Here is a 21,087-nt window from a genome sequence, read left to right as displayed (position 1 = left end):
AGGACACCCAGACCGGCCAGGGTGAGCGCGGCGCCGGCCCAGATCGGCGAGGTGTACCCGAGTCCGGCGGCGATGGTCACGCCGCCGATCCAGGCGCCCAACGCGTTGCCGAGGTTGAACGCCGCGATGTTCGCCCCGGACGCCAGGGTCGGCGCCTGGTTGGCGTAGTGCATGATCCGCATCTGCAGCGGCGGCACGGTGGCGAACCCGAACCCGCCCATCAACACCAGCGAGACGATGGTCAGCACCGGGCTCGTCGCGGTCAGCGCGAACCCGACGAGCACCACGGTCAGCACCGCCAGGACGATGACCAGGGTGCGCGACAGGGACCTGTCCGCCGCCCGACCGCCGAGCAGGTTGCCGGCGAAGAGCCCGACTCCGAAGAGGACGAGCAGCCACGGCACGGTGCCGGCCGCGAACCCGCTGACCTCGGTGAGCGTGTACGCGATGTAGGTGAACGCGCCGAACATGCCGCCGAAGCCCAGGACCGTGATCACCAGGGACAGCCAGACCTGCGAGTGGGTGAAGGCGCGCAGCTCGCCGCGCAGACCACCGGCCGGCTGGTCGGCGTTGGCGGTGTCGCGAGCCGGGATGAGCAGGGCCAACCCGATCAGCGCGACCACGCCGATCGCCGTGATCGCCCAGAACGTCGACCGCCAGCCGAAGTGCTGGCCGAGGAAGGTGCCGAAGGGCACGCCGAGCACGTTCGCGATGGTCAGGCCGGCGAACATCATGGCGATCGCGCCCGCCCGACGGGCCGGTGCGACGAGGCCGGCCGCCACCACGGCGCCGATACCGAAGAACGCGCCGTGGCAGAGCGCGGCGACGATCCGGCCGGCCATCATCACGGCGTAGTCGCCGGCGACGGCCGAGAGCAGGTTGCCGATGATGAAGAGCACCATCAGGCCGAGCAGCACCGGCTTGCGGGGCAGCCGGGTGACCGCCGCGGTGAGGGCCACCCCGCCGACGGCCACGCTGAGCGCGTAGCCGGAGATCAGCCAGCCGGCGACCGGCTCGGTGACCGCGAAGTCGGCGGCCACCTCGGGCAGCAGCCCCATGATCACGAATTCGGTGAGCCCGATGCCGAAGGCGCCGATGGCCAGCGCGATCAGGCCGGGCGGCAGGGACTTGTGGCGTACGGACATGGTCTTCCCATCGGGGAGGGGTCAAGTATGCGGCGTGTGCAACTACACGCGCCAACAACGAAATAGTTGCACGCGCCTTATACCGGCGCAAGCGTGGTAGCCTGGGGCCGTCCAGATCACACCCGAGGAGGGCCGGCATGGGCATCGCCGACGACGCGGTCGAGATCCGCGCGCAGGGCTGGCGCACCCTCGCCGCCCTGCACGGGCTGATCGAGACCTCCCTGGAGCGGGCCCTGCAGGGGTGCCACGAGCTGTCCGTCGTCGAATACACCGTGCTCGACGCGCTCTCCCGCCAGGACGGCTGGCACATGCGGATGAGCCAGCTCGGTCGGGCCGCCGCGCTCTCCAGCAGCGCCACCACCCGCCTGGTCACCCGGCTCGAGCAGCGGGGTCTGCTCACCCGCATCCTCTGCGCCGACGACCGACGTGGCATCTACACCGAGCTGACCCCAGCCGGCTCCGACCTGCTCGCCCAGGCCCGACCCACCCACGACCGGGTGCTCACCGACGCACTCGCCGAGGCCGAGGCCACCCCCGAGCTGGCCCCCCTGGTCGACGCCCTGCACCGGCTGCCGACCGCCCGCTGACCGTCCGCCAGCCTTCGCGAAGGCGGGCGTACGGTACCCGCAGCCCCACCGGGACCGCCGCGCCAAGGAGGCAACCGATGCAGGACCGCACCCCTCGTCCGGAGGAGCTGGAGCCGATCGAGCGCGCCAGCATCGACGAGCTGCGCGCCCTGCAAGGAGAACGGCTGCGCTGGTCGTTGCGGCACGCGTACGACAATGTGCCGCACTACCGCCGCGCGTTCGACGCGGTCGGGGTGCACCCCGACGACTGCCGCGACCTCGCCGACCTGGCCCGCTTCCCGTTCACCGGCAAGGCGGAGCTGCGGGAGAACTACCCGTTCGGCATGTTCGCCGTCCCCCGCGAGCGGGTCGCCCGGCTGCACGCCTCCTCCGGCACCACCGGCCGGCCGACCGTGGTCGGCTACACCCGCGACGACCTGCGCACCTGGGCGCGACTGATGGCCCGCTCGATCCGCGCCTCGGGCGGTCGCCCCGGCGACCGGGTGCACGTCGCGTACGGCTATGGGCTCTTCACCGGTGGTCTGGGCGCGCATTACGGGGCCGAGGAGCTGGGTTGCACGGTCATCCCCGTCTCCGGGGGCATGACCGAGCGGCAGGTCATGTTGATCCGCGACTTCGAGCCCGAGGTCATCATGGTCACGCCCAGCTACATGCTGGCCATCGTGGACGAGATGCGCCGGCAGGGTGTCGACCCGCGGGCCACCTCGCTACGGGTGGGCATCTTCGGCGCGGAGCCGTGGACCGAGGACATGCGCCGGGAGATGGAGCAGCAACTGGACATCCACGCGGTGGACATCTACGGGCTCTCCGAGGTGATGGGCCCCGGCGTGGCCACCGAGTGTGTCGAGACCAAGGACGGGCTGCACCTCTGGGAGGACCACTTCTACCCGGAGATCATCGACCCGGTCAGCGGGGAGGTGCTGCCCGACGGCGAGCAGGGTGAGCTGGTGTTGACCTCCCTGACCAAGGAGGCGATGCCGGTGGTGCGCTACCGCACCCGGGATCTGACCCGGCTGCTGCCCGGCACCGCCCGCCCGATGCGCCGGATCGAGAAGATCACCGGCCGGACCGACGACATGATGATCGTGCGTGGGGTGAACATCTTCCCCACCCAGATCGAGGAGCTGATCCTGCGGACCCCACAGCTGTCGCCGCACTTCCAGTGCGTCCTCGACCGGCAGGGGCGGTTGGACACCCTGACGGTACGGGTGGAGCGGCGGGCCGATGTCGCCGTGGAGGCCGCCGCGCGGGCCGGCGCGACGCTGGTCGAGCTGGTGAAGAACACCATCGGCGTGAGCGTGGCGGTCGACGTCCTCGCCCCGGACGCGGTGGAACGGTCGGTGGGCAAGATGCGCCGCATCGTCGACCAGCGCCGGGCTGGCTGAACGGCTGGCCGACGGCGATCGGTGGCAGCTCGGCAGGGCGGCGCGCGGCGTGTCGGGTCACTCAGCTGCCAACGATCATCGAGGAGCCCGCGTTCGTCATCGTCGACATAGGATTCGCCCATGCGAGTGCTGGTGGTCTCCGCCCCGCTGATCGGGCACGTCTTTCCGCTGGTGCCACTCGCCGTCGCCCTGCGCGACGCCGGCCACGACGTGCTGCTGGCCACCGGTGACAGCGGCCTGGCCGCCGCCGAGGCGGGCCTGCCGGTGCACGACATCGCGCCGGGCTTCGCCTTCGGCCGGATCGCGCTGCGGGTCCTTCCCCGGCATCCGCTGATCGCCCGCGCCGAGATGGCCGGCACCGCCGGCACCCGGGGCGCCGGCCTGCTCTTCGGCGCCCTCAACGACCAGCTCACCGATCCGGTCGTCGCGTTGGCCACCGAGTGGCTACCGGATCTGGTGCTGCACGAGCCGTTCGCGGTGGCCGGCGCGGTGGCCGCCGCCCGGTTGGGCGTCCCGGCGGTCCGCCAGGAGAACTCCCTCTTCGACGGTCGGGACCTGGTGGGCGCCACCACCGCCCGCCTCGGTCCCGCGCTGCGTCGGCACGGCCTGAGCGAGCTGCCGCCACCGGCTGCCGCCCTGGCCGTGGCCCCGCCCAGCGTGGCCACCCAGGAGGGCTGGCCGATGCGCTACGCCTCCTACATCGGCGGCGGCGAGCTCCCGGCCTGGCTGCGCGAGCCGGGTGAGCGACCCCGGATCCTGGTCACCCGCAGCACCCTGACCGGCCCCGGCGACCAGGGGCCGATGCCCGCCGTGGTCGCGGCCGCCGCCGAGGTGGACGCCGAGATCGTGCTGGTCCGGCCGGACCGCCGTACGGCAGCCCGCACGCTGCCCGCCAACGTCCGCGTGGTCGATTGGGTCCCGCTCGACGAGGCGTTGCCGGCGAGCGCGGCGCTGGTGCACCACGGCGGCGCGGGCAGCGCTCTCGGTGCCCTCGCCGCCGGGCTGCCCCAACTGGCCACGATGGGCCCGGGGGACCGGCGGCACAACGCCGAGCTGGTGGCCCGCCGGGGCGCCGGTCTGGCGCTGCGCCCTCGCGACATCACCGCGCGGACGCTGACCCAGTTGGTCACCGACGACCGCCTCCGTACCGTTGCCGGGCAGGTCAGCCGCGAGATGGCCGCGATGCCGCCACCGGCCGACCTCGTCGCGCGACTGGCGGCGCTGGTCTGACGCTCGCCCCGCGTGGCCGCACTGGACGGGCGGTCGGCTGCGGCAGGATGGCGTGATGCGACACGTCGTGCTGTTCCACTCCGTGCACGGGCTGCGGCCCGCCGTGCGCGCCGCCGCCGACCGGATGCGGGCCGCCGGGCACCAGGTCGCCACACCCGACCTGTACGGCGTACCGGCCTCCGACAGTGTCGAGGAGGGCTTCGCGTTGCTCGACAAGATCGGCCAGGAGGTGGTGCTGGACCGGGCTCGGGAAGCGTTGCGTGACCTGCCGGCCGAGACCGTGCTCGCCGGCTTCTCGATGGGTGCCGGCGTGGCCGGGGCGCTGCTGGCCGAGCGCCCCGACTCGGCCGGTCTGCTCCTGCTGCACGGCACCGGTGGCGCGCCGGACGCGGTCCGGCCCGGCTTGCCGGTGCAACTGCACCTCGCCGACCCCGACCCGTACGACGCGCCGGACGAGGTCGACGAGTGGCAGCAGGCGCTGACCGACGCGGGCGCTGACCTGACGGTGTTCCGCTACCCCGGTGTGGGACACCTGTTCACCGACCCGGACCTGGCCGAGTACGCCCCGGACGCCGACGCGGCGACCTGGCCACGGGCGCTGGCCTTCCTGGCGGCCCGCTGACCCCGGCGCGAGCAGCCGAATCCGCACCGCCCACGGCTCAGTGCGCGTTTGCCCCGATGCGCGGGGGCGTGGCGGTGCCGTGCACCCGCTTGGCGTGCGCGGCGAAGAGCCGGGGCCCGATGATCGGCATGAGCAGCCGGGCCGGCAGCGGGGCGTGCGCGAGCACCGCCTTGATCACCTCGGGATCGCCCTCGTACATGGCCAGGCCGAAGATGAGCGGCGCCTGCTTCTTCGGGGTCTTGGCCAACCCGTGCTCGCCGAGCTGCATCCACTCCGCGGCGGTGACGTACCGCTGCGCCAGGGGCAGGATCTGGGTCTCCTCCATGGCCATGTGCTCGATCAACGCGGCACGAAGGTGCTCGACCGCGTCGGCGAGCTGCTCACCGCCGCGCCCGGTGCGGCGCCACTCGGGGAGCAGGGCGACCACCGCCGCGTGGGCCTCCTCGATGGCGTGGTGCTGCGCCTCCATGGTGGGCACGATGGCCGCGGCCTCCGCACCGGCGCGCTCGACCAGTCGCGGCCACAGCAGCAGGTCCTCGCCCTCGTGGTGCAGGTGCAGGACGTTGCAGAGCAGGTCGGTGTGGGCGCCGACGACCTCCGCGCGTTGGGCGTCACCCGGTGCGACGTCGCGGACGAGCTGCGGAAGCAGGCTGAACTCGCGGCGGAGCGCGGCGTGCGCCATGTACATGTCGCGGACGTCGGCCATGGCTTCGCGGTGGTTCTGGTTCACGGGGACCTTCCGAGGAAATCAACTGGCACAGGTTTCTTGATCATGCTCGGTGCCACTTGGAATCGGCTTGGAAGCCACACCGCACGGGATCAGCCGGCCAGCGCCGCCGTCGCCTCCGCCAGCCAGTGCGGCGACTCCCACCGACGGGCCACCCTGGCCGCCAGCGTGAAGTGCCGCGCCGCCTGCTCGGTGTCGCCCAGCAACCGGAACAGCTCCCCGAGCGTCAGCGCGACCGGCCGCAGCGCGATCGCGGTGGTGCAGAAACCGGCCAGTTGGTCGCGTACCGGAAGCAGCGCGTCGATCACGGGCCGGGCCAGATCCCGCCGACCCAGTGCCACGACGACCATCGCCCGTACGGTGAGCAGCGACGACTGGAAGTAGTCGGGGCGGTACGTGTGCCGTCCGATCGGCATGGCCCGCGCCTCGTCCACCCGTCCGCTCTCGATCAGCGCCAGCGCCAGCAGGTCGTCGGCGATCGGCCCGAGCAGCTCGCCGGCCAGCCGGGTCGGCTCCAGGTGCTCGGCGAAGCGCCGCTGACTGATCAGCAGGCTCGCCACGGCGAAGTAGTGGAAGGCCTCGGCGTGCAGCGAGCCCTGTCGCCGCATCTGCTCGGCAACCTCGTCGTAGTGCCGCCGCGCGGCGCCGAAGTCGCCGCCGATGTGCGCGAGGGCACCCAGCGAGCTGAGGTGGATAGCCTGCGCCTCGTGCAACTGGTACGCCTGGGCCAGCGTCCCCTGCCGGGCGACGCTGACGCGGACCTCGTCCGGCTCGTTGAGCGCGGCGGCGGCCTGCCCGAGCACCTGCTCGGCGAGCCAGCGGTAGGTCACCAGGCCGTGCTTGTCGGCGAGGGCGCGCAGCTCCAGGGCCAGCTCCCGCCGCTGCGGCGCCTCCAGCTCGTAGCGCATGGTGCGGACACGGGCGGCCAACCCGAGGGCACGCAGCTCGGGGTCGTCCTGTCGCCGGGAGATTGTCAGCGCCTCCCGTCCGGCCTCCGCGCCGCGGGGGTCCGCCTCGCCCTCCAGCTCGGTGGCCAGCGCGTCGAGCAGCCGGCAGCGGGCGACCGGGTCCAGGTCGTCGGCGCGCAGCAGCCCAGCGAGCAGCTCGACGACCCGGTGGTCCACGTCGCCGTACGCGTGGGTCAGCCACGGGGTGGGGACGGTCCACGCGGTGAACGCCGCGACCAGCAGCTCGTCCCGGCCGGACCCGACGGCGACGTCGATGGCCCGCGCGCGGGTCTGCTGGGCGGCGGCCACCGCACCGGCCCGAGCCTGGGCGCGCAACAGCCGGCCGAGCAGGTCGACACGCAGCGCGTCGCGATCCCCGGCGACCGTGCCAGCGGCGTCGACGGCGTTGCGGAGCAGCTCGATCGCGGCGTCGTACACGTACCGCCGCTCGGCCAGTTCGGCGGCGCGCACTGCGTAGTCGACGGCGAGCGGCGCGGTGTCGGCCGACGCCGCGCGGGCGTAGTGGTGGGCCAGGGCCGGGTAGTCGTCGGGCGTCAGTCGGCGGGTGGCGGCGGCGATCCGGGCGTGCAGGTGGGTGCGGCGAAGTTGGGGAAGGTCGGTGTAGATGGTGTCGCGGACCAGACCGTGCACGAACCGCACCCGCCCCGGTGCCGGTTCGGTGAGCAGGCCGGCGGTCAGCCCGACCTCCAGCGCCTCGAGGGCGGACGCCTCGTCGGTGCCGGCGGCGTCGACGAGTGTCCGTACGTCCGCCTCCCGCCCGAGAGCGGCGGCGAGGCGCAGCACCGAGACCGCCGATGACGGCAAGCGGGAGATTCTCCGGCGCAGCACGTCACGTACCCCCTCGGGCACGTCGGAGGTGGCGACGAGCGAGCCCTCGGCGGCGAGCAGCCGCGCCGACTCCCGGACGTAGAACGGGTTGCCGCCGGTCCGCTCGGTCAGCGCGGTGACCGTGTCGGCGTCGACGGTGGTCCGGGCCAGCGCCCCGAGCAGCGTCTCGATCTCGGCCGTCGTCAGGCCGCCCAGCTGGATCCGGTGAGGTGATCGACGGGCCAGGACGGCCATGGTGTCGGCGAGTCGCTCCCGGTTGTCGGCGGGGCGCAACGCCGCGACGAACAGCACGGGGCCAGTGGTCAGTTCGATGACGCTGTTCAGGAGGAGCAGTGTCTCGGCGTCGGCGGCGTGCAGGTCGTCGAGGACCACCGCGACCGGCCTGTCGACCGCGGTCGCGTCCAACCAGGCGCCGACGGCCCGGTGCAGCCGGAACCGGCCGGCGGTGACGTCACCGCCCGGCTCGCCGTCGCTCCCGCCGAGCAGCGGGGTCAGCGCCGGCGCGAGATCGCCCGGGGGAGCTTCCTGGGCGAGCTGCCGCAGCGCCTCGACCCACGCCCAGGCCGGCGGGGCGCCCTCGACCTCGGGGCAGCGGCCGACGGCGACCAGCCAGCCGTGGGCGGTGAGCGCCTCCCGGAACCGGGCGAGCACGCTCGTCTTGCCGGCCCCGGCCTCCCCGCTGAGCAGCGCGATCCGCGGCCCACTCGTCATCGCCTCGGCGGCGGCCCGCCCGAGAGCGGCCAGCTCGGCCTCCCGTCCGACGAAGACGTCCTCTGCCGGCGGTGGTGTGGCGTCGACGTGTGCCGCCGTCGCGGCCACCGGTGGGAGCAGGTCGAGACGTTGGCCCAGGATCGCGGACTCCACCTCGACCAACGCCGGGCCGGGGTCCAGGCCGAGCTGATCCGCCAGGGTCGCCCGCGCCCGGCGCAGCGCGGCCAGCGCGTCGCCCTGCCGACCGGTACGCCACAGCGCCAGCGCCAGCAGCCGCCAACTCTCCTCCCGCAGCGGCGCCTGCCGGGTCAGCGCCTCGGCCTCCGGTACGGCCGAGGCCGCGTCGCCGCAGCGCACGGTCACGTCGAGTAGCAGTTCCCGGGCGACGAGACGCAGCTCCTCCAGTCGCACGACCTCCGGCTGCGCCCACGGCTCCCCGGCGAATTCGGCGTACGCCCGGCCGCGCCACAGGTCGAGCCCGGTGCTGAGCAGCAGACGTGCGCGTGCCGGATCGGCGGGGCTGACCGCGCGCGCCTCCCCGAGCAGCGCCTCGAACCGGCCGGCGTCGACGGCATCGCGGGGCACCCGGATCGCGTAGCCCGGTGGTGTGGTGACCAGGACCCGCGCCGGCGCGCGGCGCTCGCGGGCCGGCTCCAGCAGGCGGCGCAGGTGGGAGACGTACGCCTGGAGGGAGGCGATCGCCCGCGGCGGTGCGTCACCACGCCACAGATCCTCGATCAGATGACCGACGGAGACGGCCTCACCCCGGGCCGCCAGCAGCAGCGCGAGCACGGCGCGTTGGCGGGGGCCGCCGAGGTCGACCGGCCCGCCTGTGTCGACCTCGACCTCAAGCGGCCCGAGCACCCGTAGCAGCATGACTGGGCCAATCCTAGTCAGGCGCGTGGAGGGCCTTCCCGTTCCCGCTGAACACCTCGTGCAATATCGTGGCGATACCATCAAGATCGTTGAATGGGATGTGGGCCAGTGACGACAGCCTTCGACGAATACGAGCGGTCGCGCTGGGCCGGGCGCGCGGCGGCGTTCGACCGCAGCTTCGCCTCGCTCTGCGCCCATCCCGCGTCAGCGTTGTTGGACGCCGCCAACGTCGGTGCGGGCATGCGAGTGCTCGACGCCGGTACCGGTTCCGGGACCGTCGCCGGGTTGGCGTGCGCTCGCGGCGCCGCCGTGGTGGCCGTCGACGCCGAGCCCAGCATGGTGGAGCTGGCGCGCGGTCGGCTCCCGTCCGCCGAAGAGGTCCGTGTCGCGGCTCTGCCCCACCTGCCGTTCCCGTCCGGGTGTTTCGACGCGGCCGTCGCGAACTTCGTGATCAATCACGTGGGCGATCCGCTGGCCGCGATCGGCGAGCTCCGGCGGGTGGTCCGTCCGGCGGGTCGGATCGCGGTGACGACCTGGCCCTACCCTCCGCCCGAGGCCCAGCGGCTCTGGGGCGAGGTCTTCGCAGCCGCGGGGGTCGAACCGCCGACCGCGGTGCCGAGCGTGGACGCGGACAGGGACTTCCCGCGTACCCCCGACGGGTTGGCGGGCCTCCTCGACGTCGCCGGGCTCACCGACGTGCGCTGCGACACGATCAGCTGGGTGCACCGCACCGACCCGGAGGCGTGGTGGAGCGGCCCCGCCAACGGGATCAGCAGGCCGGGCCTGCTGATGGAGGCCCAACCGCCGGACGTGATCGTCCGCATCCGTGCCGCGTACGACGAGGTGACCGCCGCCTACCGTGACGCGGACGGCCTGCTCGCACTGCCTACCGCGGCGCTGCTGGCCTCGGCGTCGGTGCCGTGAAGATCGCGGCGATCGGTGGCAGCTCAGCAGGGCGGCGCTCGGAGTGTCGCGTTGCTCAGTTGTCAACGATCAAGGGCGGACCCTCAGGCGGAGGCAGCCAGGTTCTGCGGCCGACGGATCGGCTTCGCCAGGGGCACGGAGCGCACCGCCCCTGGCGGAGCGCCGACAGCGGCATGGGCGCCGGGTCCGGCTGACCCTGGTGCGGCAGGCACTGCACGGATGCCCACCGGGGACCGGTCGACGTCCGAGGGCCAGTGACCGCCCGAATTGGACCGCGCCACCGGCGCCGCTGCGGATCGGGCCCGCGCCGTAGGCGCTGTGACGGCCGGGATCGGCGGCACGTCACCGGCCAGCGCGACGGCTCGGAGTCGGCTGGAGCCGGGCGGACGGTTGGTCACCCGAGTCAGCGCGGCCGGCGGGGTGGCCATCGTCGGGGTGGGACGGCGTCGGCCCGCCGGGCCGGATCGCGGCGCTGGGGCCAGCGCCGCGGGGACGTTGTCCAGGCCGACCCGGGAACGAACGGCGTCGAGGCGCACGACCTCGGCGGTGCGCGCGGCCGAGCCCTTCAGCACAGCACGAGCGGCACCAGCAACACCGGCGCCAACGGGGTCGACGGCAGCAGGGTCCGCCCGGAGGGCGTCTGCCTGGACCGGGCCGAGGCGCGGGGCGTCAGCCGGGACCGGGCCGAGGCGCGGGGCTTCGGTGGCTCGGTGGGCGAAGAGGGTCCGCAGCGCGCGGGGCAGCCGCTCGGCGGCGACCTGGCGCAGCGCGGGCGCGGCGAAGGCGTACCCGTCCGCGCGGTGGGGGAGCAGCAGCCCGGCGGTGACCAGCCCGCGTAGTGCCGGTGCGGAGCGGCCGGGCGTCCAGCCGAGCGCCCGGTCGATCGTCGCTGACGAGATCACCCCGCCGAGGATGCCGGCGGCCATCAGGACCGCTCGCCGCTCACCGTCGAGGTGGTCCACCTCGGCGGCGACGGCCCGGCGTACCGCCTCGGGCAGCGGGAGCGCCACCAGGTCGGCGCCATCCACGATCGATGCCACGTACGCCGCCGCGTGCCCGGGGCGGCCGCCCACCAGCGGCAGCAGCCGGTCGACCAGGGCCACCGGCTGGCCGGCCCGGGTCAGCAGGTGGCGCAGCATCCGCCCGGACTGCACTGTGGCCAGCGGGCGGATCGTCACCCGTCGGGCCGGGCCGGGCTGGGTGTCGGTCCACTGCGGTTGGTGCAGGGTGAGCATGGCCAGCGGCAGTCCACGCGCCGTCGCCGCGCTGAACAGCGCGTGCAGGAAGCGACTCACCGCCGGCCCCGCCCGGTCCACGTCGTCCACGGCGACGATCAGCGGCCGGTAGGCCGCCAGGCGCAGCAGGACCTCCCGGCAGATCGCCGCGCCTGCCAACGCCGCCGCCGAGCCGTCCGGGGTGCCCAGCAGCCGCTGCAGCGCCGGGACCGCCGTCGCGACCTGCGCGGGCGGGAACAACGGTGTCAGGGCGGCGACCAACCGGTCATGGACCACTGCGGCGCTGTCGCCGTGCCGGACCCCGGCGAGGCCGCGGAGCAGTTCGGCGATCGGCGCCAGGACCTGATCGGGGTACGGCTGGCAGGTCGTCACACACCAACGCACCGGCGACCCGTCCACCGAGGTCAGCCCACGGGTCAACTCGTGCAGCAGCCGGCTGCGTCCACTGCCGGTGGGGCCGACCAGGGAGACCCAGCGCGGGTTCCGCGTGCGGATGGCCCAGCTCAACTGGTCACGGATGGTGGCCAGCTCGCGGCGGCGACCGATCAGCGGGCCGTCGTGCTGGTCTGCGCCGGGGCGCACCGGACCGACGGCGTGCCAGACCGGCATCGGTGGCACCCGACCGGCGACCGGTACCGGCATGAGCTGACGCTGGGTGATGAGGCCGGCGGTGGCGCGGGCGGTGGCCGCGCAGAGTGCGACGGCGCCGGGCGGCGCGTACTCCTGCAGGCGCGCCGCGGTGGTGATCACCGCGCCGCTGGCCACGCCGTGCCCACCGCTGACCGCGCCGCCCAGGTCGACGACGACCTCGCCGGTGGCGACACCGACGCGAACCCGCAGTCTGATGTTCCCGACCATCGGCCGGCGGTCCAGCGCGGCCTGGATCTCCAGTCCGGCGCGCACCGCCCGGTACGCGTCGAAGCCGTCGGAGTTCCGGGCGCCGAAGAGCGCCATCACCGCGTCGCCGACGTACTTCTCGACCACCCCCTGCCAGCGGTGCAGCACGCCGGCGACGGTGTCGAAGTAGACCCGCTGCAATGCTCGGACGTCCTCCGGGTCGAGCCGGTCCACCAGCGCCGTGGAGCCGACGATGTCGGCGAAGAGCACGGTGACGGTGCGCCTCTCCTCCGGCACCGGCCAGTCCGGGGTAATGGTCCGCAGCGCGTCGCCGACGATGAGCGTGGTGGTCATGGGTGTCGCACCGGCCCTTCTCCCCGCTGATGCCTGATGACCTCCGGAGATTGGCATTCCTGGGCTGACGGGGGATCTGCCGAACGACGTATGTCGGCCACCTGCAACCTTTAGTCGCAAAGTCGACGCGAGGAGTACCACAAGCGGCGGATGGCCGTAGAACGGTTTGGGGACCTGTGATTAGGCTGCGTGCCATGGCCAGCGATGTGGACACCGCACCGCTCGTGGGCCGGGCCGAGCTGGTGCAGACGGTTCGGTCCGCGATGCTCGGTGACGCCGCGCACGGGCAGACCGCCGCTGTCTTCCTGACCGGTGAGAGCGGTGTGGGCAAGACCCGGCTGTTGAGTGAGATCGGCGACCAGCTGCGTGAGCAGGGTGCGGTGGTGCTCACCGGCAGTTGCCTGGACATCGGCGACGCCTCCCCGCTGCACCCGCTGCTGCAGGCACTGCGCCGCTTCGACGCCGACGTGTCCACCTCGCACGCACGCACCTCCTCGGCCGTGCGTGGGTTGCTGCAGATGTTCGCCGACGAGACCGCCGGCCCGGACGGCGCGGGCGCGTTGCTGGAGCGGGTCAGCCGCGGGCTGCACCTGATCGCCGAGGGCAGACCACTGGTGTTGATCCTCGACGACCTGCAGTGGGTCGACCGGAGCACCCGGCAACTGCTGCTCTACCTGTTGGCCGGGCTCGGCGACCTCCAGCTCTCCGTGCTGGCGGCCGTGCGCGCCGAGTCGTTGCAGGGCGCGCACCCGCTGCGCCGGGTGCTCACCGAGCTGCGTCGCCTGCGGACGGTGCGAGTGCTCGACCTGGCACCGCTGGGCCGGGCCGACACCGAGGAGCTGGCCGCCGCCGTGGTCGGCCGGACACTCCCCGCAGACGCGGCCGAGCAGGTGTGGCAGCGCAGCGGCGGCAACCCGTTCGTCATCGAGGAGCTGGCCCGCGATCTGCGCGACGGCCGCGACGGTCTGTCCGAGACGCTGCGGGAGATCTTCCTCGACCGGGTCGACGCGCTGCCCCAGCACGCGCACGCGGTGGTGCACGCGGTGGCCGCCGGCGTCGAGCCGGTGCAGCACTGGCTGCTGGCTCAGGTGCTGCGGTTGCCGGAGGACGAGCTGATCGACGCGGCCCGCGCGGCGGTGGCACACCGGCTGTTGGTCGGCGCCGACGACGGCTACCGGCTGCGGCACCGCCTCGTCGCCGAGGTGCTGGCGCACGAGCTGCTGCCGGCCGAGCGTTCCGGGCTGCACCGTCGCTACGCCGAGGCGCTGACCGCGGCGCCGGGTGAGCTGCACCAGGCCCGGCTGGCGCACCACTGGCGGTTGGCCGGTGAGCCGGCGCGTGCGTTGCCGGCGGCGGTGGCCGCCGCGCAGGAAGCCGAGCGGCTGCACGGTTACGCCGAGGCGCACCGGCACTGGTCGGCGGCGCTGCAACTGGCCACCGACCCGGGTCCGCTGCCGATGGACCGTGTCGAACTGCTCGAGAACGCCGCCGAGGCCGCCCACCACTGTGGGGAGCACGCCCGCGCGCTGGCCCTGCTGGAGGAGGTGGCCGCGCTGCGCGGCGGCGAGCCGAGCTGCGCGCTGCACATCCGCCGTGCTCGCTACCTGGCCGCCGCCGGTCGTTCGGCGCTGGCCGAGGAGGAATACCAGCGGGCGTTGGAGGCGGCGGACTGCTCCCCACGGGACCGGGCCGCAGCGGCCGCGCGCCTGGCCGAGCTGCTGCTGCACCTCGGTCGGTACGCCGACGCCGGGCAGCGGGCCCGGGAGGCGCTGACGTTGGCCGCCAATGTGGAGGGCACCGCCACCGAGGTGGTGCTGGCCAGCTCCGCGCTCGGCTTCAGCGACGCCTACCTGGAGGACCCGGACGCCGGCCTGGCGGTCATGCGCGACGCCCTCGACACCGCCGAGCGCGCCGGCCAGCCCGAGGACGTCGCCTGCGCGTACCTGCACCTGGCGGAGCTGCTGACCGGTCCACTGAACATCCTCGAAGAGGGCGTGGTGGTGGCCCGGCGTGGTGCCGAGCGGGTGGCCGAGCTGGGGCTGGGCCGCACCTGGGGGACGCGCCTGCTGGCCATCGCCATCAACGGGCTGTTCCGGGTGGGCCAGTGGGCCGAGGCGGAGAAGGTGGTCGCCGCGGCCCTGCGGCACCGACCGTCCGGCGCGGACGCCGTCGAGCTGCTGCTCGCCCGGTGCCGGCTCTCGGTGGGCTACGGCGACATCGAGGCCGCCGGTCGGGACCTCGACGCGGTGGCGACCCTGCTCGCCGGCGGCGGGGCGCGGCACGTCATTCCGCTGCTCACCCTGCGCTCCGGGCTGGCGATGTGGGAGGGCCGGCACGATGTGGCCCGGTTGGCGGTGCAACGCGGCCTCACCGAGAGCCGTTCCGACGACGTGACGATCCTGTCCGCGTTGGTCTGGCACGGCCTGCGCGCCGAGGCCGAGGCGCACGCCAGCCGCACCGTGGCCGTGGACCCGACGGCGGTACGCCGGCTGCGGGACGTGGCTGAGCGGGTGGCCCGAAAGAGCGTCGGCGCCGCTCGTCCGGTGCGGTCGGTGGTGGAGGCGTTCCTGGCCCTCTGCGCCGCCGAGGTGAGCCGCCTCGACGGCAGCGACCCGGAGCTGTGGGCCGCGTCGGTCAGCGAGTGGGACCGACGTCATCACCCCTACCCGGCGGCGTACTCGCGGCTGCGGCAGGCCGAGGCGCTGCTGGCTCGCCGCAGCCGGGTGGCAACCGCAGGCAAGCTGTTGCGGGAGGCGTACCGGGTGGCGCAGGGGTTGGGCGCGGTGCCGTTGACCTCGGAGATCCGCGAGCTGGCCGGGCGTGCCCGGGTGTCGCTGGAGGAGCGCGAGATCATCGGCGGTACGCGGGGCGTACCGGTGGAGGCGTCCGACGACGAGTTGGCGGCGCTCACCGCACGGGAGCGGGAAGTGCTCGCTCTTGTCGCGGAGGGGTTGACCAACAAGGAGATCGGGCAGCGGCTGTTCATCAGCGAGCGGACCATCGGGGTGCACGTGTCGCACATCTTCGACAAGCTCCAGGTCCGTACCCGTGTTCAGGCCAGCGCGATCCAGTTGCGCAACGTTCGGGGCTGATCGGCCACTCCGTTTACTGACGCGTGTGCGCGCCCGGATACGTCGTTCTACTGATCCGGCGAGTGGGTGTCGGCTGAAAGGCTGAGCCGCGTCGACGACGGCACGGGGGATGCCGCCGACCACCATGGAGGAGAGATGACCGAACCGGTCTGGGGGCCCGTGCACCGGGACATCGTCGACCTGCTCGCCGACCATCCCGCGGACGTGCCGGCCGTGGTCGATCACCTCACCAAGCTCCAGGACATTCTGGTGCGGCTGCCTCCGCTGGAGGACAGTTGTCCGCTGGCCGACTTCAACCGGCTCTACCTGACCATCACCAGCAGCGTGCTGGACGGGCTGTACGACGACCGCTTCGTCGACCCGGCCTTTCTCTCCCGGCTAGACGTCGAGTTCGCCGCGCGGTACTTCGACGCGATGCGAATGTGGACCGATTCCAGTCCGGGCACACCGAAGGCCTGGTCGTGCCTCTTCGAGCGGATGCGTGGGCCGGACGCCCGCCCGCTGCCCTCGGCGGCGGCCGGGGTCAACGCGCACATCAACTTCGATCTGCCGTTCGCGTTGGTGACCACGTTCGACCACCTGGAGTCGGAGCCGGTCGACGGCAGCGACCAGCACCACGACTACCTCGAGATCAACAAGATCTTCGCGGACAAGATCCCCGGCCTGCGCCGTGGCTATCTGGAGCGGTGGCAACTGCTCATCGACATGCTCAACGGCGACATCGACGACTGGTACCAGGGGGAACTGGTCGAGTACACCCGCGATGTCGCCTGGCGTAACGCGCAGAAGATCTGGCGGTGCCGGCACGATCCGGACGCCCGCGAGTGTGAGCGCACGCGGTTGGACGACAACGCCGCGGCGCTCGGCCGGCTGCTGCTCTCGCCCCTGGGGGCGTTCCTGCAGTAGCCGGGACGGGGGGTCCCCGCGCTCCGCCCCGTGGGGGGCGGCGGAGCGCGGGGGCGCGTCCCACCAGTTCCGCCCACCCCGGGTGGCCGCCGAAGGGCTCGGCACCAGGGGGTACAGCCGGTCGGCTCCGGGGGGTGTCGACCGTCTGCCACCGTCGGCCGGCCCGGGGGGTGCCGGCCGGCGGTGGGGGAGGGGCGTCACGCTCGCGCCGACGGTGGCAGATCCGGGGGTGTCGGCGGGCTCGTACGGGGTACGCCCGCGCCATGACCGTCCTGGCCCGGCGCCGGCCCGCCGCCCGCCCCCGACCCGCGCGGCCCGGCCCTCTGCGGCCGGGTGGCCCGGTGCCGCGACCCATTGCCCGGCCCGGTGCGCGGTGACCGGCGTCGTGACGCGGTTCCCGTTCCGCTTCGATCCGGCGTTCCGCCCCGTGCTGGCGCTGCTGGGGGTCCGCCCGGCGACGGCCTGGGTCGCCGTCACCGACCGGGATCTGCTGATCCGGTACGGGCCGTGGCGGCTGCGGACCGACCGGGAGAACGTGACCGCCGTCGAGCTGAGTGGCCCGTACCGCTGGTGGCGGGTGATCGGGCCGCACCTGTCGATGGCCGACAGGGGCGCGAGCTTCGGCAGCAGCACGGCCGGCGGGATCTGCCTGCGCTTCCGCGTACCGGTGCCGGCCATCGTGCCTGGCGGGCGGCCGCGACACCCGGCGGCCACGGTGACCGTCGCCGATCCGCTCGCACTGGCCCGGCTGCTCGCCGTTCCGGACCTGTCCTGAGCAGGCCACCCACCTGCCCGGTTCCGCCGGCCGGGCCCCGCGCTACCGCCTACCGTCGGATCAGGACCTGTGAGGGTGGGACTGGCGATGGGTGACGAGCACCGGGCGAAACCACGACGCTGGAGCGGACGCCGCCATGCGCCGACCGGGCCGGACCCGGCACTGCGGGCGGCCCGTGACCCGGCCCGGCCGCACCGCGGCGGTCGGCAGGGTGTCGTGGTGCCCGAACGCGTGGCCACCGCGGCCCGGTCGGCGCCGCCAACCAGCCCCCTGCGCCGGTGGCTCTTCCAGCACCGGGTGCAGCCACCCGGCCCGGAGACGACCGAGGGGCAGAACCGCAGGCACGCCTGGTGGCAGGTGATGTGCCTGACCGGTGTCGACTACTTCTCCACGCTGTCGTACCTGCCGGGCATCGCGGCGTTGGCGGCCGGCGCGCTCTCCCCGCTGGCAACCCTGTTGATCGTCGCGCTCACCCTGTTCGGCATGCTGCCGATGTACCGGCGGGTGGCCCACGAGAGCCCACACGGGCAGGGGTCGGTGGCGATGCTGGAGCGGCTGCTGCCGTTCTGGCGGGGCAAGATCTTCGTACTGGTGCTGCTGGGCTTCGTGGCCACCTCCTGGATCATCACGATCACCCTCTCCTCGGCCGACGCCACCGTGCACCTGATGGAGAACCCGTACCTGCCGGACGCCCTGCACGGCCCGCAGACCCCGGTCGTGGTGACCGTGGTGCTGCTGCTCATCCTCGGCGGGGTGTTCCTGCTCGGCTTCCGCGAGGCGGTGGTGGTGGCCATCCCGCTAGTCGCGATCTTCCTGATTCTCAACGCGGTGATCGTCGTGGTCGCGGTGGCCCGCATCGTCGGTGACCCGGGCATCGTGTCGAACTGGACCGACGCGTTGACGACGACCGGCGGCGGGCCGGGCCACGTGCTGCTCACCGCGGTGCTGGCGTTCCCGCTGCTGGTGCTGGGGTTGTCCGGTTTCGAGACCGGGGTCAGCATGATGCCCCTGGTCTCGGCCGACGGGCCGGACCGGCAGGCCCGGCTCGCCGCCCGGATCCGCAACACGCGCCGACTGCTCACCACCGCCGCGCTGATCATGTCGGTGTACCTGATCTCGACGACCTTCGTGACCACGGCGCTCATCCCGCAGGAGGAGTTCCAGCCTGGCGGCGCCGCCAACGGGCGGGCGCTGGCGTTCCTGGCGCACTCCTACCTGGGGGAGTTCTTCGGCAGCGTCTACGACGTGAGCAGCGTGCTCATCCTCTGGTTCGCCGGCGCCTCGGCGATGGCCGGGCTGATCAACATCGTGCCCCGCTACCTGCCCTCGTACGGTATGGCACCGGAGTGGGCGCGGGCGGTGCGGCCGGTGGTGATCGTCTACACCGTGGTCAGCATCGCCATCACGATCGCCTTTCGGGCCGACGTCAACGCTCAGGCCGGGGCGTACGCGACCGGCATCCTGGCGATGATGGTCTCCGCGGCGGTGGCGGTGACGATCTCCGCGGCGCGAAACCACCAGCGCGCCTTCGCGATCGGGTTCACCGTGCTCACCCTGGTGCTGCTGTACGCGCTGCTGGAGAACGTCATCGAGCAGCCGGACGGGATCACCATCTCCGCGCTGTTCATCCTCGGCATCATCGCGGTCTCGTTGGTCTCCCGGGTCACCCGGACCACCGAGCTGCGCGCCGAGCGGATCGAGTTCGACGAGTCGGCCCGTCGATTCATCACCGAGTCGCTGGCCCACGACGGGCAACTGCACCTGATCGCCAACAAGAGGCAGAGCGGGTCGGTGAAGGAGTACACGCTCAAGGAGCGGGGGCAGCGCGGGATGAATCCGGTGCCCGGGGCCGCGGACGTGTTGTTCCTGGAGATCGACGTGGTCGACCCGTCGGAGTTCAGTCAGGTGCTGTGTGTGCACGGGATCGAGGTGGGTGGCTTCCGGGTGCTGCGGGCCAGCAGCCCGGCCGCGCCCAACGCGATCGCCGCGATCCTGCTTGCCCTGCGGGACGCCACCGGGGTTCGGCCGCACGCGCACTTCGAGTGGTCGGAGGGGAGCCCGATCGCGCACCTGGCGCGCTATCTCATCCTCGGTCGCGGCGACACCCCGCCGGTGGTACGGGAGATCATCCGCCGGACCGAGCCGGACCCGTTACGTCGTCCCGGCATCCACGTCGGCGGGTGAGCCGGTGCCCGGATGACGGGTTCAAAGATGAATAGGGGCGCTATTCACGTTCACACCTTCCTGTCCGTATTGCGGACCTATCGTGACGTTTGGTGGCCGGCGGTACGTCGAGCCCCCCGCGCCCGGATCGGCGCGCGGTCACGTCAGGCAGGCAGGAAGGCAGGCACCTTTGATGTCCACGTACCGAAAGGGAGACCGCGAGATCCGACCCAGACGGCGGTCCCGATGGTTCTTAGCCAGCGGCTTCCTGGCGGGGAGCCTGGTCGTGGGAGCGGCCGGAGCGGCCGGCGTGGCCGCTGCCGCCGACCGTGCCCTCTCCCTCCCCGGTCTGAGCCGGCTGTCCCCGACGGCCGCAAGTGACGACGACCGCGATGCCGGCGAGCAGGGCGCGGCGGAGCGCGACCAGGACGACGCCGAGCGGGCCCGCCCGACCGTCCCGGGCACCGGCAAACGTGGCGTGGTGTCGGTGCCCTGCGACGCGGCGAAGCTGGTGGCGGCGCTGGTGACGGCGAACGCCGAGGGCGGCGCGGAGCTGCGGCTCGCCCCCAGGTGCCGCTACGTCCTCACCGAGGCGTTCCACGAGACCGACCAGTACGACGGGGGGATCCGCGACGCACGGGAAGCGGCCGACGCCGCGGAGACCCCGGGTGACGCCGAGGCGCCGCCGCACAACCCGGCCGACGACACCGCTGGCCTGCCGGTGATCTACCAGCCCATCACGATCGACGGCGCGGGCGCCACCATCGCCCGGGACGCCCAGGCCGCCGCGTTCCGCTTCTTCACCGTCCGCGACGGCGGCGAGTTGACGTTGCGCGACGTGGAACTGCACAACGGCCGCTCGGCCATCGAGGGCGGCAGCGTGCACGTGGTGCACGGCGCCACCGCCGTGGTGGAACGGGTCACCGTCACCCAGAGCACGTCGCTGTCCCCTGAGGGCGGCGGCGGGGGCATCTTCAACGACGGCAACATGGTGGTCACCGATTCCACGTTCGTCGGCAACAGCGCCTCCGGCGCCGCGGGCAAGGGCGGGGGCCTGCTCAACGGTGGTGTGCTGACGCTGAAGCGCTCCGAGTTCCACCGCAACAGCGCCAACGCGTACGGCGGCGGGCTCGGCAACTACCGTGGTGCGGCCGACGTGGAGAGCGTCTCCTTCACCCAGAACAGCGCCGGCCAGGGCGGTGGGCTGGCCAGCTTCTCGGCCCGGACGAAGGTCTTCGACACCGAACTGCTGAACAACACCGCGCAGATCGGCGGCGGCGCCGCGAACTCCGACGCGGTGCTGGTGATGCGCAAGATGACCATCCGTGGCAACACGTCCACCGTCAACGGTGGCGGCATCTCGACGGTGAAGGGCCTGACGCCGCTCGACGACAGCGTGGTCGACGGCAACACCACCCACGGCCTCGGCGCCGGCATCTACGCCGAGAAGGCGAACCTGCTGGTCCGCGGCAGCGACGTGACCCGCAACGAGGCGGTCGGCGCCGCGTCCAGCGGCGGCGGCATCTACGCGACCGCGGGTTCGGTGGCGATCTACCGCAGCAAGATCACCCACAACGCGTCGACGGTGAAGCCCGGTGGCATCTTCGCCGCGCACGCCCAGGTCAAGATCGACGATGAGAGCGTGGTCGTCGAGAACGAGCCGACCAACTGCGAGGGCAGCGCGGCACCGATCGCGCACTGCTTCCGCTGAGCAGGACCCGC

At 73.2% G+C, this 21,087-nt stretch carries 14 protein-coding genes; 10 read left to right on the top strand and 4 right to left on the bottom strand.

Annotated features, from left to right (window positions below; translation table 11 throughout):
• Positions 1–1,145: MFS transporter (locus HNR20_RS31830; protein ID WP_260321925.1), on the bottom strand; the 1,145-nt coding region annotated here is incomplete at its 3' end.
• 137 nt (positions 1,146–1,282) lie between these two features.
• Here HNR20_RS31830 and HNR20_RS31825 point away from each other — a divergent pair.
• From HNR20_RS31825 to HNR20_RS31810, 4 genes are all read left to right on the top strand, one after another.
• Positions 1,283–1,732 carry a MarR family winged helix-turn-helix transcriptional regulator gene (locus HNR20_RS31825; RefSeq protein WP_184187750.1) on the top strand — a complete coding sequence of 150 codons (450 nt, stop codon included), beginning with the start codon at positions 1,283–1,285 and terminating at the stop codon, positions 1,730–1,732.
• 77 nt (positions 1,733–1,809) lie between these two features.
• The gene (paaK, locus tag HNR20_RS31820; protein ID WP_184187747.1) at positions 1,810–3,117 is read left to right on the top strand and encodes a phenylacetate--CoA ligase PaaK; all 1,308 of its coding nucleotides are present in this window, start codon (positions 1,810–1,812) and stop codon (positions 3,115–3,117) included.
• Between the two features lie 120 nt (positions 3,118–3,237).
• Positions 3,238–4,347, top strand: coding sequence for a nucleotide disphospho-sugar-binding domain-containing protein (locus tag HNR20_RS31815; protein WP_184187744.1), 1,110 nt, complete (start codon positions 3,238–3,240; stop codon positions 4,345–4,347).
• Positions 4,348–4,402: 55 nt separating this feature from the next.
• Positions 4,403–4,969, top strand: a complete 567-nt coding sequence (locus HNR20_RS31810) for a dienelactone hydrolase family protein (RefSeq protein WP_184187739.1) — start codon at positions 4,403–4,405, stop codon at positions 4,967–4,969.
• A 37-nt stretch (positions 4,970–5,006) separates the two neighbouring features.
• On the opposite strand, the gene HNR20_RS31805 is transcribed toward HNR20_RS31810, so the two are convergent.
• Together HNR20_RS31805 and HNR20_RS31800 are read right to left on the bottom strand one after the other, a co-directional pair.
• Positions 5,007–5,699, bottom strand: coding sequence for a hemerythrin domain-containing protein (locus HNR20_RS31805; protein WP_229687411.1), 693 nt, complete (start codon positions 5,697–5,699; stop codon positions 5,007–5,009).
• Between the two features lie 89 nt (positions 5,700–5,788).
• Positions 5,789–9,079 (bottom strand): ATP-binding protein, encoded by a 3,291-nt coding sequence (locus tag HNR20_RS31800; RefSeq protein ID WP_221309984.1) that lies wholly within the window; start codon positions 9,077–9,079, stop codon positions 5,789–5,791.
• A 108-nt stretch (positions 9,080–9,187) separates the two neighbouring features.
• On the opposite strand from HNR20_RS31800, the gene HNR20_RS31795 reads away from it, so the two are divergent.
• The gene (locus HNR20_RS31795) at positions 9,188–10,003 is read left to right on the top strand and encodes a class I SAM-dependent methyltransferase (protein WP_229687413.1); all 816 of its coding nucleotides are present in this window, start codon (positions 9,188–9,190) and stop codon (positions 10,001–10,003) included.
• A gap of 83 nt (positions 10,004–10,086) precedes the next feature.
• Here the strand turns inward: HNR20_RS31795 and HNR20_RS31790 are convergent, their stop codons facing one another.
• Positions 10,087–12,429, bottom strand: coding sequence for an AAA family ATPase (locus HNR20_RS31790; protein ID WP_184187732.1), 2,343 nt, complete (start codon positions 12,427–12,429; stop codon positions 10,087–10,089).
• Positions 12,430–12,623: 194 nt separating this feature from the next.
• Here HNR20_RS31790 and HNR20_RS31785 point away from each other — a divergent pair, with 194 nt between their 5' ends.
• The 5 genes from HNR20_RS31785 (at position 12,624) to HNR20_RS31765 (ending at position 21,076) form a co-directional block, all read left to right on the top strand.
• Complete coding sequence (locus tag HNR20_RS31785) at positions 12,624–15,521, top strand: helix-turn-helix transcriptional regulator (RefSeq protein WP_184187730.1); 2,898 nt, start codon at positions 12,624–12,626, stop codon at positions 15,519–15,521.
• A 135-nt stretch (positions 15,522–15,656) separates the two neighbouring features.
• Entirely contained in the window at positions 15,657–16,427 is a 771-nt protein-coding gene (locus tag HNR20_RS31780; RefSeq protein WP_184187727.1) for a DUF5995 family protein, read from the top strand.
• A gap of 385 nt (positions 16,428–16,812) precedes the next feature.
• On the top strand, positions 16,813–17,202 hold the full coding sequence (locus HNR20_RS31775) for a hypothetical protein (protein WP_229687414.1): 390 nt from the start codon (positions 16,813–16,815) through the stop codon (positions 17,200–17,202).
• 87 nt (positions 17,203–17,289) lie between these two features.
• A complete protein-coding gene (locus HNR20_RS31770) occupies positions 17,290–19,386 on the top strand; it encodes an APC family permease (protein WP_221309983.1) in 2,097 nt (698 codons plus the stop codon).
• A 172-nt stretch (positions 19,387–19,558) separates the two neighbouring features.
• Complete coding sequence (locus HNR20_RS31765; RefSeq protein WP_184187719.1) at positions 19,559–21,076, top strand: right-handed parallel beta-helix repeat-containing protein; 1,518 nt, start codon at positions 19,559–19,561, stop codon at positions 21,074–21,076.
• Positions 21,077–21,087: the final 11 nt, after the last annotated feature.

The organism is Micromonospora parathelypteridis (assembly GCF_014201145.1).
In the GTDB taxonomy this organism is placed as follows: domain Bacteria; phylum Actinomycetota; class Actinomycetes; order Mycobacteriales; family Micromonosporaceae; genus Micromonospora; species Micromonospora parathelypteridis.
The sequence above is the reverse complement of the archived record's forward strand: the minus strand, read 5'-3'. Positions and strand labels throughout refer to the sequence as shown.

Excerpts from the sequence above, each read along its gene's own strand:
- HNR20_RS31825 (WP_184187750.1), top strand. The coding sequence starts at position 1,283 with ATGGGCATCGCCGACGACGCGGTCGAGATCCGCGCGCAGGGCTGGCGC.
- paaK (WP_184187747.1), top strand. The coding sequence starts at position 1,810 with ATGCAGGACCGCACCCCTCGTCCGGAGGAGCTGGAGCCGATCGAGCGC.
- HNR20_RS31815 (WP_184187744.1), top strand. The coding sequence starts at position 3,238 with ATGCGAGTGCTGGTGGTCTCCGCCCCGCTGATCGGGCACGTCTTTCCG.
- HNR20_RS31810 (WP_184187739.1), top strand. The coding sequence starts at position 4,403 with ATGCGACACGTCGTGCTGTTCCACTCCGTGCACGGGCTGCGGCCCGCC.
- HNR20_RS31800 (WP_221309984.1), bottom strand. The coding sequence starts at position 9,079 with ATGCTGCTACGGGTGCTCGGGCCGCTTGAGGTCGAGGTCGACACAGGC.
- HNR20_RS31790 (WP_184187732.1), bottom strand. The coding sequence starts at position 12,429 with ATGACCACCACGCTCATCGTCGGCGACGCGCTGCGGACCATTACCCCG.
- HNR20_RS31785 (WP_184187730.1), top strand. The coding sequence starts at position 12,624 with ATGGCCAGCGATGTGGACACCGCACCGCTCGTGGGCCGGGCCGAGCTG.
- HNR20_RS31780 (WP_184187727.1), top strand. The coding sequence starts at position 15,657 with ATGACCGAACCGGTCTGGGGGCCCGTGCACCGGGACATCGTCGACCTG.
- HNR20_RS31770 (WP_221309983.1), top strand. The coding sequence starts at position 17,290 with ATGGGTGACGAGCACCGGGCGAAACCACGACGCTGGAGCGGACGCCGC.
- HNR20_RS31765 (WP_184187719.1), top strand. The coding sequence starts at position 19,559 with ATGTCCACGTACCGAAAGGGAGACCGCGAGATCCGACCCAGACGGCGG.